The following is a 12,009-nucleotide window of genomic DNA, read 5'->3' on the forward strand; positions in this document are numbered from 1 at the left end:
CCCATTGTATCGCGATAATGCGGGAACGGCACATGTCACAACTCAAGGTTTTTGAAGGCGATTTCCATGTTGATCAAGCGGTTTTCGGCATTGCCGTTGCCCGCTTCAACGGCTTTATCGTGGAGCGCCTCCTCGAAGGCGCGGTCGATGCACTCAAGCGTCACGGCGTGGCCGAAACGGATATCGAGGTGGTTCGCGTGCCGGGCGCCTTCGAGCTGCCGCTGGTCGTGCAGGCCATGGCGCGACGTGCACGTTACGATGCGGTTATCGCCCTGGGTGCGGTCATCCGCGGGGCCACCCCGCACTTTGATTATGTTGCCGGCGAAAGCGCCAAGGGTTTGGCGGGACTCGCCCTGCAGGCAAGCCTGCCAGTAATCAACGGCGTGCTCACCACGGACACCATCGAACAGGCCATCGAGCGCGCGGGCACCAAGGCGGGTAACAAGGGTTGGGACGCTGGCATGACGGCGCTGGAAATGGTCAGCCTGCTGCGCCAGTTGAATGACTGAGCCCGAAGCCCCCCGCCAGAGCGCCCGCCAGCTCAGCCGCGCTCGCCATGCGGCGCGCCGGCTTGCCGTGCAGTCGCTGTATCAGTGGCAGCTCACCGGCGACCATCCCAAGGACATCCTCGCCCAGTTCAAAGAGGAGCGTCCCCTGGGTGATGCAGACATGGACTATTTCCGCGAGTTGCTGTTGGGCGTGCCGGAACATTTGCAGGCGATCGACGCGGCCATCGCGCCCTATCTCGATCGTCCGCTGGACCGTGTCGACCCGGTCGAGCGTGCCATCCTCAGGCTCGCTGGCTACGAAATGATGCAACGTCTCGACGTGCCCTATCGCGTGGTCATCAATGAGGCGGTGGATCTGGCCAAGGTTTTTGGTGCGGAGCAAGGTCACCGCTTCATCAATGGCGTGTTGGACAAAGCGGTGCGCCAGCTGCGCGCCGTCGAGACCGGCGGCATACGCTGAGGCACACCACCTGCGAGGTCGCCATGTCCGGCGAATTCGACTTGATCGCCCGCCACTTCTCACGCTGTCCGCCGCGCGACGATGTGTGCCTGGGCGTGGGCGACGATGCGGCGTTGTTACGCCCGCCGTCCGGGCAGGTGCTGGTCGCTACGGTGGATACGCTGATCGCCGGCGTGCACTTTCCGGAGCAAACCGCTCCCGAGGACATCGGCCACAAATCATTGGCGGTAAACCTCAGCGATCTGGCCGCGATGGGTGCCGAACCCGCTTGGGTCACACTTGCTATTTCCCTGCCCAAGGTCGACGACCGCTGGTTGTATGCCTTCGCGGAGGGTTTTTATGCACTCGCTGCCCGCCACCGCGTCGCCCTGGTCGGCGGCGACACCACGCGTGGCCCGCTCTGTATCACCGTGCAAGCGCTCGGTTGGGTACCAGAGGGCGAGGCGCTGCGTCGCACTGGCGCAAGGCCGGGCGACGACATTTATGTCACCGGCACGCTTGGCGATGCTGGCCTCGGGCTTGCCGTGGTGCAATCGCGCATACAGGTCGATCCGGCGCACCGCGAGGCCCTGCTGGCACGCCTTAACCGCCCCGAGCCTCGCATCGAGACCGGGTTGGCCCTGCGCGGGCTGGCCAGTGCGGCGATCGATATCTCGGACGGACTGGCGGCCGACCTCGGGCATCTGCTTGAGGCCAGCGGCGTTGGCGCACGAGTCGAGCTTGATCGACTGCCGCGTAGCGATGCCGTACGCCTGGCCGATCCGCACGGTCGCTTGGCGCTGACCGCCGGCGACGACTACGAGCTGGCCTTCACGCTACCGCCCGGTTGCGAAGCGGATCTGGCTCGATACGCCGAGCGATTACCGCCATACACGCGGATTGGTCGGGTCGAAGCGGTACCAGGTCTGCGTTTGATCGACGCTCAGGGCAACCCATTCGCCTTCAGCCACCGTGGTTACGATCACTTTCGGGAGTCTTGATCCATGCGTCCTTTCGAACATCCGCCCGTGCGTACCGTCTTCGGTCATCCAGCGCACTTTCTTGCCTTCGGGTTTGGTTCCGGCCTGTCGCCGGTGGCGCCGGGGACGGCAGGGACGTTGGTGGCGATACCGCTGTATCTGCTGCTGGCGCCGCTGCCCCTTTATGCTTATGTTCTGATCACGCTGCTGGCTATGGTTGCGGGGTTCTGGATTTGCGGGCGGTCTTCCGCGATGCTGGGTGTACACGATCATCGCGGTATTGTCTGGGACGAGATTGTGGGTTACTTCATCACCATGGCTGCAGCCCCACGCGGCTGGATTTGGGTGACCGCTGGTTTTGTCTTATTCCGTATCTTCGACGTGCTCAAACCCTGGCCGGCCAACTGGGCAGACCGCCAGCTGCACGGGGGCGTTGGTATCGTCATGGACGATGTGTTCGCCGGCCTTTACGCGCTCATCGTGATGCAGCTCGTGGTCCACGCAGGTTGGCTCCCGGTCTGATCCGAGCGTCCTGCGCGCCGGGTTGTGTGTTTGTTACTATCGCGCCCTTTCCCGAATCAAACTGGTATCGCCATGACCGTTCGCACCCGCTTTGCCCCCAGCCCCACCGGCTATCTGCACATTGGCGGCGCGCGTACCGCGCTGTTTTCCTGGTTACATGCCCGCAAGCATGGCGGTGTCTTCGTGCTGCGCATCGAGGACACCGACCTGGAGCGATCAAATGCCGAGTCGGTCAACGCTATCCTCGAAGGTATGGCTTGGCTGGGGCTGGAATACGATGAGGGCCCGTTCTACCAGACCCAGCGCTTCGACCGCTATAAGGAGGTGGTAGACCGCCTGCTGGCGGCCGGGAACGCTTACCACTGCTACTGCAGTCGCGAGGAGCTGGACGAGATGCGCGAGGCGCAGCGCGCACGCGGCGAGAAGCCGCGCTACGACGGGCGCTGCCGGCACCGCGATGCGCCACGCGAGGGCGTCAACCCGGTCGTGCGCTTTCGCAATCCGGACGAGGGCAAGGTGATCGTCGACGATCTGATCCATGGCCCCATCGTGTTTGACAACACGGAGCTCGACGACCTCATCATCGCGCGTTCGGATGGCACGCCGACCTACAATCTCACCGTGGTGGTCGACGACATGGATATGGCGATCACCCATGTTGTGCGCGGCGACGATCACATCAACAACACGCCACGGCAGATCAACATCCTGCGCGCGCTGGGCGCGACGATCCCGCAATATGCCCACGTCGCCATGATCCTCGGTGAAGACGGCAAGAAACTATCCAAGCGTACGGGCGCGGCCAGCGTAATGGAGTACCGTGATATGGGGCTGCTGCCAGAGGTGGTGCTCAATTACCTCGTCCGGCTAGGCTGGTCGCACGGCGATCAGGAGGTCTTCTCGCTCGACGAGATGATCGAGTTGTTCGACCTGAACGCGGTGAATAAGGCCGCCTCGGCGCTGAACCACCAGAAGCTGCTGTGGCTGAATCAGCACTACTTCAAAAACAGCCCGCCGGAACACGTTGCGCGGCACCTGGGGTGGCACCTCGGCCAACGCGGTGTCGATCCGAGCGATGGGCCGGCGCTCGAGGGGGTGGTTGTGGCCCTGCGCGAGCGTTGCAAGACGCTGGTGGAAATGGCCGACGGCAGCGTGATCTTCTATCGCGATTTCGACACCTACGATGCCAAGGCCGCGTCCAAAAATCTGACCGCTGCAACCGAACCGGCACTCAGGGCATTGCGCGAGGCGCTGGTCGGGTTATTGGTATGGGACGCGGCAGCCATCAATGCTTGTGTCGAGGCCGTGGCACAAGCGCTTGAACTCGGTATGGGCAAGGTGGCGCAACCCTTACGGGTAGCCTGCACCGGCGGTAGCGTTTCCCCGCCCATCGATCAGACACTGGTATTGCTCGGGCGTGACCGCACACTGAATGGTATCGACCGCGCGCTTCGCTATATTGCGGAAAATCAGGCTTGACGGTTTGGGAGGCAGCCTTTAAAGTACGCGCCTCCGTTCGTACGGGGCTATAGCTCAGCTGGGAGAGCGCCTGCATGGCATGCAGGAGGTCGGCGGTTCGATCCCGCCTAGCTCCACCAAATTTTGAGGGCGGAGAGTCGTGATGCGCCGTTTGGGTAGAGTCCTGGCATACCTGGGCGCGGCATTGACGGCTATCGGTATCATTGCCGGTTTTTACTACATGGTGCGCGGAGACGAACGGCCTGCGGAGTTTTTCTTCACCATGGTGCCGGTCGGGTTTCTGACCCTGTTTACCGGCGTGATGACCGCCCTGCTTTTCGGTCCGCGTCGCTGACGAAAAGAAGAAGACGTCAAGGCGAGCGTGACCAGTATCATTGTCCCCATCGTCTAGAGGCCCAGGACACCGCCCTTTCACGGCGGTAACAGGGGTTCGAATCCCCTTGGGGACGCCATCTGTGGACAATCACGGCCCGGACTGCAACAGCAGCCCGGGCCGTTTTTTTATGTGATTGAGTATTGGGTCATGAAATTGACGGCGAAGCGATTCAGTACATTCTTGGTAAATCTCCGGGCCCAGCGTTGATCTAAAACGTTAGGACTCGACCCTCTCCGGCCAGTTGCGTGACGGCTTATAATCCGTCGGTTGTAAGTCAGTAAGCCGCCGATGAACGCTCACAACATCCGGCGTTGAGAGACAGTGCAACGAAGGATCGCCACCTTTCGCTGCTCGATCTGATGGCGGCATTAGGAGCCGATTTGCTTGATTTCATTCTGCCCAACATCAAACGCAGCGCACAGTGTCGCATGAAGGGTTTCTTCTGTCTCGCTGAACACCATACGAGGCGGCTTATGATCGTCTAGCCAAATATACAGATGAACCCTTTCTTTTTCATTCTTAATGCGACCGTTTGAGAATTTCCGATAAATCGGGTGTACTGTTCCATCGTCAGCGTAGAAATTTCCCGTTATTACTGCAAGCAGGTCGTTGAAGCCGCACATAACGTCGTGATTCACAAACACAAGAACATTTGGATGTGTTTGGCCTTCGTTCACTGCATCAAACTGCTTCATGGCCCCATGGATGTGATTTTCAAGGCGGTTGAATATTGGGTCGCTTCTTCCGCCGCCCACCAGCTCACCAGGAACCGCATGCTTTAGCTGTTCGTCGAGCCACTGATTTTGAGAGCTAGATTTGACTTCGCAATAAAACAGGAACTCACCGTTCCGAAATACCTGAAAGTCAGGTGTTTTTCCTACGCGTGTGTCCTCCTTGGGGAAACGCTCCACGATGAACCCACGCTCTTCGAGGTAGTCCTTAACCTTCGTTTCGTCGGGGTCCAAGGGCAATCTCCCCATTATCAATCGCGATCAGAAGTCGAGGGTTATGTCGCAAGAGTAGCTACTTAACCTGATTCGCGACGATGAAGCCTAGGATTGTGATACCAATGATCCGAACTAACAGCTGAAACGAATCAATGTGGACACCGATAACTCCAACGGTCAACGGCATGTTCGGCGGATTGAATAACTGTAACGCGATAATCGCTGCGGTGATCCACCACACCACTTTCGGCTTATTAGTCGTGACGTATTGCCACAGCCGTTTCAATTGCTTTCTAAGCAGATACAAAGCAATAAGCGCGACAATCAGTGCCCCGGCTGGCACGGCATAATGAATAAGAACTCCACGAGTCGATGGCGACATATAGCCGGGTGGCATACTCGTCGGGAGCTTAGGTGGCCGAACGTACCCTGGCATGCCCGGCAGAGGCGAGGGCGGTGGGGCGGCGGTTGTTTCACTCATGGCTCAAGTACACAAACATGGGTATTCCTTGTCAATTAGCAAACCCATTATACAGACCAAATTTGATTACCGAATTTCCACAAGAACCGGTCATTCAAACAACGACGACGCGAAGATTTCGACCGGCAGAGGTTGGCCGATAGCAGTCTCGCAGGATACCCAATCAATTCCGATTTAATTCAAGGATGGAGCGCTGTGATGTCAGCGTCTGGTTTCCGAACTGGATTCCGGATACCCGCTCTCTATCGCTCATTCTTGTGGTGTCCAGACATGATTGCTTTTTCACCCGCTGATGCTTGTGTGTCTGGCCGGTCGGTCAGCGTGCCGAGGAAGGCGACGATGTCCTGCATGTCGCGGCGGGTGAGGGCAGGGCGTTCGCCGGCGTGGCGGTTGAGGGGCGGGTCGATGGTATCGACGTTGCCGCGGTCGTCGGTCGGGAGATCGTTGAATTTCTCGACGCGGCCCTGTGCGTCGCGCGGATAGATCCGTTCTGGGTCGGTGTCGCGGAAGTTGTAGAAAGCCAGCACCTGCATCAGGGTGTGGTAGACCCCGTTGTGGAAAAACGTATGGCGCGTGGCGACGTTGCGCAACGTGGGCGTGAGGAAAAGGCCGCAATATCGGTGCTGCCGGGCCAGATCCTTGCGGAAGGGCCCGCACAGACCGAGGTCGTAGTAGTGCGGGTCACGGTTGGCCGGGATGGCGGGGTTGCGCGGCACGCCGAGCGCCTCGTACTGGTGGTCGGTAAACAATGGCGGCAGGCCGTCGGGTGTCGGCCGGTCCACATGACAGGCTGCGCAGTCGCCCTTGGCGGGATCGTTGAACAAGAGATAGCCGCGTAGCTCGGCGCTATCCAGCCGGGCCTTGCCGCCCAGCCAGGCGTCGTAGCGGCTGCGGTAGGGGTGGAAGCTCGGGTCCTCGATCTGATAGCGGGCGAGCGCGAAAAGCGCCTCGGAGACCAGGAAATTCGGATTGTCGAAGATGCCGGGGCCGAACAGGCGGCGGAAGTCGCGGGCATAGGGCGAGACGGCGAGCCGTGCGGCGACCTGTTGCGGCGAGCCTGCGTCCATCTCGAAGGTGTTGAACAGCGGACCGTCGGCCTGCTGCTGCAGGGTGTCGACACGTCCGTCCCAGAACAGGCCGCCCTGCGGCACGAGGTTGTGCGCGGTGCCGGCGGTGTCGCCGGCGGTCTTGGTCAGACGCGGCGCACCGACGCTGCGCGCGATCTTCTGGCGCAGGGTTAGGGTCTCGTTGACGGCGTTGTCCGGCCCGACGCTGAAGGGCGGCTGGCGTTCCAGGTACATCAGGCTGGGTACGGCACGGTAGCCGGGGGACTGACCGTCCGGGCCGCCGAACATGACCGCGGCATCGCCCGGCGGGCCGTAGGCGTGCTGCGGGCTGTGGCAGCTGGCGCAGGACATGCGTCCGGAGCCGGACAGGGTGCGGTCGTAGAAGAGGTCCCGACCGAGCCGGGCCATGGCCGATAGCGGTGCGACGGGTGGGCGCATCAGGCGGACCGGGTGCGGGTTCTCGCCGTGGGCAAGGCGCCAGGTGTCGACGGGGTGGTGCAGCCAGGAGGCGAGCGGAATCAGTGGGTAGAAGGCGACGACGGGTTCGATCAGCGCATAGGCGCCGGCGAGCAGCGCGAATACGGCCGCGACACCCAGCGTGCGGCGTAGCCGGCGGCTCGGTCGGTCGTGACGAAACATGTCGTGCGAAGCCGTGGCCCGGCACCGCGTCGCTGCGGTGCCGGGCCGGTCGGGATCAGCTGTGGACGACCGGCGTGCCGGTCTTTTCGTTCAGGAACAGCTTGGGCGCGTCGCCTTTGCCGGTGAAGTCGAACATGTCCATGATGCTGCCCGCGCTGGCGTCGAACGAGCCGCCGCCGAGGCGCGTGCCGCCGAGCCAATTGTCCTCGATGAAACGCACCACGGACGCCTGTGAGACGCGCGTGTGAGCCACGTAGTTCTGCTTGGCCCAGGGCGAGATCACCAGGAAGGGAATACGTGTGCCGGGGCCGCAGCGGCCGTTGACCGGTTTGCCGCGCAGGCCCGCCATCGGCGTGCCGCGCCCGCAATGCCCCGCGCCGTCGAGCTGGTCGGCCTGCGCGTCGAAGGACGGGTTGGTGGTATAGGCGAAGGCGTGATCGTACCAGCCGTCGGAGTCGTCCCAGGTGACGATTACGGCGGTGTCCTTCCAGCCGGGCTGGTGCTCGAGGAAGTTGACCACGTGGGTGACGAAGGCCTGCTCGTCTAGCGGGTCGGAGTAGCCGGCGTGGCCATCCTCGTAAGCCGGTGCCTTAAGGTAGCTCACCGCCGGGTAGTGGCCTGTCTTGACCGCGGCAAAGAAGTCGCGCAGCGCGTACTCGTGGTTGGCCGGGTCGCGCTTGTGCGTGCCGGGCTCGTAGGTATGGCCGATGGCGGCGATCGAGCTGGGGCGCGCGTGGGTGGGGTTGGCGGTCGACTTGAAGTACTGGAACCAGTCGTGGTGCGGAATGTAGTCCTTCACCGTTTCATGCACGGTGGCGGAATAGGTGCTGCGCTTGCAGCCGGTGGTGCCGTTGGCGTTCTTGGCCTTGAGGTCGAAGCCGCCCATGAACCCGCCCCAGGTGATGTCCTTGGCGTTGAGCAGGTCGCCGATGTTGCGGCCTTCCAGCATCACCTGGTTCTTGGCGTTGGAGCACACGTCGTAGGCCGGATCGACGTCGTTGATCAGGGTGTAGCCGCCCTGTCCGTCCTTGATGTAGTACGAGTAGGCGTCCATGCGGAACGGCTTGTGCGTGGTGTGCACGAGCTTGAGGCCGTCGGTCTGCCCTGAGACCACTTCCAGCGCGCCCGGCGTCGAGGGGCCGTAGGTGTCGGTGTAGGCGTTGTCGCTCATCGCGAAGTGCTGGGCGTACTGCCACATGGCCATCACCGTGTTGCCGTCGAAATAACCCATGACTTGGCCCTTGGTGCCGAAGGCGCCGGCGCCGCCGGACGTGCCCTTGCCGGTGTATTTCGGGAACAGGTCGGCCTTGCCGCCGTCGTAGGCTAGTTGTTCGGCGGTGTAGGCGTGGTTCTGGTCGGCGGTGGCCGCCTGTGTGCGGTCGAGGCGGAAGGGCTCCGTGGCATCCGCGCCGTTGGCAGGATTCAACGCGTTGGGATTGTGCGTGAGTAGCCCCGCATGGGCGAGGTTGTTCACCTTTGGCGTGCCCGGTAGCGCATGGAAGGTCGGCTCGCCCGGCGGGTTGGCGGCCTTGGGGTAGGTCGCGAAATAGTGATCGAAGGAGACGTTCTCCTGGTAGATCACCACGACGTGCTTGATCGGGGTGAGGGTGTCGGCGTGCGCGGTCCCGGCGGCGAGCAGCAGCGCGGGGACGAGGGCGTGGGTGAAGCGCATGTGAATCTCCTATGTGTCCATGGCCCGGCGGAATCCCACGGCGAGGCAAGCTTTACACCATATCCGATGGTTGAGCATCGTGGGATGCGATAACGCCGGGTAGCATGACGCACGCCTGTGATGTTTTTATTTAGCGCGCCTTACGCTTGAAGTTCGTCCGGTAGGTACATTGCCTTGTGCTTACCGGGATTCTCCGCTAGGCCACTGCGCGCGCTGATGACCGTGCACGCAGGCCTATCGTCTGCCCTGTTTTGCTTGTAGCCCGCTGCGGCGGGCTGTCGAACCGGGTATTGAGTGTATGAAGTGTTGCTGCGTTTATACCCTGAATTTTGATACCAACCGCTGCAGCTCGGTTGCGAGATCGGACATTTTGCGGCCGGCTTCTGCGATCTGGTGAGCGGATTCCTCGGTTTGTTCGGTTGCAACGCTGATGTTCGATATGTTTTCGTTCATTTCAGTGGTGACGGCGCTCTGCTCCTCGGCTGCGGTGGCAATTTGTGTGGTCATGTCCGATATTTTTCCGACAGCGCCCGAAATGGCGGTCAGGCGATCACCCGATGTGCCAGCGAGAGTGACGCTGCGTTCGACGCCTTGCTGGCTGACCTTCATGGCTTTTACGGCATTTTTGGCCGCTGCCTGCAGGTTTGCAATCATGTTCTGGATTTCCTGGGTCGATTGCTGCGTCCGTTTGGCAAGCGTGCGGACTTCATCGGATACGACGGCAAAGCCTCGGCCCATCTCACCCGCTCGAGCGGCTTCTATGGCTGCATTCAGTGCCAGCAGATTGGTTTGGTCGGTGATGTCCCGGATGACGTCTAGTATGGTTCCGATTTCATCACTGCTCTTGTCGACCTGATAGATGACGCTGGAGACGTTCTCGATGTCGTTTGCAGCCGAGCGTATCGCTTGAATTGCTTCCTCGACGGCATGATTCCCGGCATCAACTTCCTGGTTGGCTTGTTGTGCTGCGCTAGCCGAATCGGTGGCGTTTTTGGCAACTTCGTGTGACGTAGCGCTCATTTCGTGCATTGCGGCGGCGATTTGGGAGATTTCGGATACCTGCTTGGAAATTGCATTTTCCGTTTGACCGATCGAGGCGGAAAGTTGGGTCGAGAATGTTGCGATGTGGGTCGATGATTCTGAAACGTCGCGCATGATCGTCTTCAACTGCGTGCGCATCGCGTTGAGTCCGGAGCACAGCTGCCCGATTTCATCTTGGCTGTGATGCGTGAGTTCCTTGCCACCCAGGTCGCCGGATGCGATCCGATTGAGTTCGGATGAGACAACGGGGATTTTGCGAACGATGCGGAATAGGGCAGCGCCGCTTGCTGTGAGTACAGCGAGTATGACGAGCAGCGCGAAAATGAGTGTCCATTGCGTACTAACCACGGTGGCTTGTTGTTGTGCGAGTAGCGCGTGCGCCTTGCCTTGGCTGGACGTGAGGAACGGGTTTACTGTTTCGAAGATGCTGCCGGCGGCACTGTCGAATCCGGTCATTAATTGGTTGCCGGCCGCTGTCCCTTGGTTGACATAGGCGTCGGCCATATCCTTGCCGACCTGATAGTAGCGGTCGAATTTGGTTAGCATCGAATGGTACTCATTCCTGCGTTCCGGATTGAGTGCGATCAGTTTGTCGATGAGGGCGTGAAAACGGTCGCGATATTCGGCTGCCGATTTCAGGTCGTCCTGTAGGCTATCCTGTTGTCGCATTGCGCCAGCATCGGAAAAGAACTGCTGCACCTGAATGACCGAGATCTGCATCTGGTAGGCGTATTCCATAATCGGAATGTCGCGGTGTCTGAGGTTGGCGCTATCAACTCTAATCCTATCGGCGTTGGCAATGATCAGAGCAAAAGAGATGAGCAGCACGGCGGCGATCGAGGCGCCCATCAGCCCGAATTTGAAATTCAGAGATTTGTTTTTCATGTGACCCCTTGCTCTAGAGTTGGGTTGGCGATATGACCTTGCCGCTTCCCGTTCACCGCGATGGAAATTCGCGAGAGCCGGAATGCTTGCCCATTTTGCTTGATGTGGTTGCTTCGCCCGATTTGGATCACGCAGGTGCGTGTCCCATTTGTGAGTTATTGGTCAGGGCTTGTGCCAAGCATGCCACTGTTGAGTGGATTTATAAATATTATGATTTATACGTGAATAAATATTGGTAATATTATGATTTTCTGCATTCTGACGCACGCAGTTGATCCGCGAGCACGCAGGCATTGTTGCGCCGGTCATCGCGCGTGGCGTAAAGAAGAGTCAGCGTGCCTGTTTCGGCGAGCGCGCGCAGTTGTCCGAGGCGCTCGGCCTGACCCGCGAGTTCCAGACGGTAACGTTGGGTGAATTCATCGAAGCGCTGTGGTTCGTGCGCGAACCAGCGCCGTAGTTCGTTGGAGGGTGCGATCTCGGGAAGCCATAATTCGAGTTGCGCCTCGGTGCGCCGAATGCCACGCGGCCACAGTCGGTCCACTAGGACTCGATGCCCATCAAGCGGCGCTGGGTGTTCGTATATGCGTTTGCAGCGGATGTCCATGAGGATGCTCCCGCCCGTTACTCGTGCCCGAGTGTCGGGTTGCGGCTTCGGATAAGCCGTTTGCGCATGGTAGCGTGTGGCGGGTTAGATGTGCAGGCCGGGCTGCATCTCGTGGCGGGGTGGAAAAGCGAGAGACTTGCCGCGCTAACTTGAGGGATTGGGGCGCTTTGGTGCGGCGCGAGTTGTTGGCACGGGTTTTCTCACCAAGCGCCTGATTTGGAAGGCTTTGTTGAGGTGTTTGGGTAGTTGTGTGATATCTTGGATGGTGCCGAGGAGAGGACTTGAACCTCCACGGGGTTTCCCCCACTAGCACCTGAAGCTAGCGCGTCTACCAGTTTCGCCACCTCGGCATTGCAGCAGTGCCGCAA

At 60.4% G+C, this 12,009-nt stretch carries 12 protein-coding genes and 3 tRNA genes; 8 read left to right on the top strand and 7 right to left on the bottom strand.

Translation table 11 applies throughout. The features are described from left to right. Window positions 1-32: 32 nt before the first annotated feature. From ribH to BI364_RS04220, 8 genes are all read left to right on the top strand, one after another. The gene (gene ribH / locus BI364_RS04185) at window positions 33-509 is read left to right on the top strand and encodes a 6,7-dimethyl-8-ribityllumazine synthase (protein ID WP_070077688.1); all 477 of its coding nucleotides are present in this window, start codon (window positions 33-35) and stop codon (window positions 507-509) included. Continuing rightward, window positions 502-969, top strand: a complete 468-nt coding sequence (gene nusB, locus BI364_RS04190; RefSeq protein ID WP_070077689.1) for a transcription antitermination factor NusB — start codon at window positions 502-504, stop codon at window positions 967-969. Before ribH ends, nusB begins: the two co-directional genes overlap by 8 nt. 23 nt (window positions 970-992) lie before the next feature. Continuing rightward, complete coding sequence (gene thiL / locus BI364_RS04195) at window positions 993-1,949, top strand: thiamine-phosphate kinase (RefSeq protein ID WP_070077690.1); 957 nt, start codon at window positions 993-995, stop codon at window positions 1,947-1,949. Between the two features lie 3 nt (window positions 1,950-1,952). Next, window positions 1,953-2,450, top strand: a complete 498-nt coding sequence (locus BI364_RS04200; protein WP_070077691.1) for a phosphatidylglycerophosphatase A family protein — start codon at window positions 1,953-1,955, stop codon at window positions 2,448-2,450. Window positions 2,451-2,522: 72 nt separating this feature from the next. Continuing rightward, window positions 2,523-3,929: a glutamate--tRNA ligase gene (gene gltX / locus BI364_RS04205; RefSeq protein ID WP_070077692.1), complete on the top strand. Its 1,407-nt coding sequence runs from the start codon at window positions 2,523-2,525 to the stop codon at window positions 3,927-3,929. A 43-nt stretch (window positions 3,930-3,972) separates the two neighbouring features. Further along, window positions 3,973-4,048, top strand: a tRNA-Ala gene (locus BI364_RS04210). Between the two features lie 23 nt (window positions 4,049-4,071). Further along, window positions 4,072-4,263 (top strand): hypothetical protein, encoded by a 192-nt coding sequence (locus BI364_RS04215; RefSeq protein WP_038091135.1) that lies wholly within the window; start codon window positions 4,072-4,074, stop codon window positions 4,261-4,263. Between the two features lie 42 nt (window positions 4,264-4,305). After that, window positions 4,306-4,381 (top strand) — tRNA-Glu (locus tag BI364_RS04220). Between the two features lie 292 nt (window positions 4,382-4,673). Here the strand turns inward: BI364_RS04220 and BI364_RS04225 are convergent. The 7 genes from BI364_RS04225 to BI364_RS04255 all read right to left on the bottom strand — a co-directional run bounded on the left by BI364_RS04225 (window position 4,674) and on the right by BI364_RS04255 (window position 11,991). Next, window positions 4,674-5,270, bottom strand: coding sequence for a hypothetical protein (locus tag BI364_RS04225; protein ID WP_070079878.1), 597 nt, complete (start codon window positions 5,268-5,270; stop codon window positions 4,674-4,676). A 58-nt stretch (window positions 5,271-5,328) separates the two neighbouring features. Beyond that, the gene (locus BI364_RS04230) at window positions 5,329-5,733 is read right to left on the bottom strand and encodes a hypothetical protein (RefSeq protein ID WP_156782618.1); all 405 of its coding nucleotides are present in this window, start codon (window positions 5,731-5,733) and stop codon (window positions 5,329-5,331) included. Between the two features lie 242 nt (window positions 5,734-5,975). After that, window positions 5,976-7,439 carry a cytochrome-c peroxidase gene (locus BI364_RS04235; RefSeq protein ID WP_070077694.1) on the bottom strand — a complete coding sequence of 488 codons (1,464 nt, stop codon included), beginning with the start codon at window positions 7,437-7,439 and terminating at the stop codon, window positions 5,976-5,978. 55 nt (window positions 7,440-7,494) lie between these two features. Further along, on the bottom strand, window positions 7,495-9,111 hold the full coding sequence (locus BI364_RS04240; RefSeq protein WP_083251153.1) for a phospholipase C: 1,617 nt from the start codon (window positions 9,109-9,111) through the stop codon (window positions 7,495-7,497). Between the two features lie 315 nt (window positions 9,112-9,426). After that, window positions 9,427-11,037: a methyl-accepting chemotaxis protein gene (locus BI364_RS04245; RefSeq protein ID WP_070077695.1), complete on the bottom strand. Its 1,611-nt coding sequence runs from the start codon at window positions 11,035-11,037 to the stop codon at window positions 9,427-9,429. Window positions 11,038-11,278: 241 nt separating this feature from the next. Continuing rightward, window positions 11,279-11,641 (bottom strand): DUF488 domain-containing protein, encoded by a 363-nt coding sequence (locus tag BI364_RS04250; RefSeq protein ID WP_070077696.1) that lies wholly within the window; start codon window positions 11,639-11,641, stop codon window positions 11,279-11,281. A 263-nt stretch (window positions 11,642-11,904) separates the two neighbouring features. Next, a tRNA-Leu gene (locus tag BI364_RS04255) sits at window positions 11,905-11,991 on the bottom strand. Between the last annotated feature and the right edge of the window lie 18 nt (window positions 11,992-12,009).

The sequence above is a fragment of the Acidihalobacter yilgarnensis genome (genome assembly GCF_001753245.1).
Taxonomy (GTDB): domain Bacteria; phylum Pseudomonadota; class Gammaproteobacteria; order DSM-5130; family Acidihalobacteraceae; genus Acidihalobacter; species Acidihalobacter yilgarnensis.

Excerpts from the sequence above, each read along its gene's own strand:
- BI364_RS04240 (WP_083251153.1), bottom strand. The coding sequence starts at position 9,111 with ATGCGCTTCACCCACGCCCTCGTCCCCGCGCTGCTGCTCGCCGCCGGG.
- thiL (WP_070077690.1), top strand. The coding sequence starts at position 993 with ATGTCCGGCGAATTCGACTTGATCGCCCGCCACTTCTCACGCTGTCCG.
- ribH (WP_070077688.1), top strand. The coding sequence starts at position 33 with ATGTCACAACTCAAGGTTTTTGAAGGCGATTTCCATGTTGATCAAGCG.
- nusB (WP_070077689.1), top strand. The coding sequence starts at position 502 with ATGACTGAGCCCGAAGCCCCCCGCCAGAGCGCCCGCCAGCTCAGCCGC.
- BI364_RS04245 (WP_070077695.1), bottom strand. The coding sequence starts at position 11,037 with ATGAAAAACAAATCTCTGAATTTCAAATTCGGGCTGATGGGCGCCTCG.
- BI364_RS04200 (WP_070077691.1), top strand. The coding sequence starts at position 1,953 with ATGCGTCCTTTCGAACATCCGCCCGTGCGTACCGTCTTCGGTCATCCA.
- BI364_RS04250 (WP_070077696.1), bottom strand. The coding sequence starts at position 11,641 with ATGGACATCCGCTGCAAACGCATATACGAACACCCAGCGCCGCTTGAT.
- gltX (WP_070077692.1), top strand. The coding sequence starts at position 2,523 with ATGACCGTTCGCACCCGCTTTGCCCCCAGCCCCACCGGCTATCTGCAC.
- BI364_RS04235 (WP_070077694.1), bottom strand. The coding sequence starts at position 7,439 with ATGTTTCGTCACGACCGACCGAGCCGCCGGCTACGCCGCACGCTGGGT.
- BI364_RS04215 (WP_038091135.1), top strand. The coding sequence starts at position 4,072 with ATGCGCCGTTTGGGTAGAGTCCTGGCATACCTGGGCGCGGCATTGACG.
- BI364_RS04230 (WP_156782618.1), bottom strand. The coding sequence starts at position 5,733 with ATGAGTGAAACAACCGCCGCCCCACCGCCCTCGCCTCTGCCGGGCATG.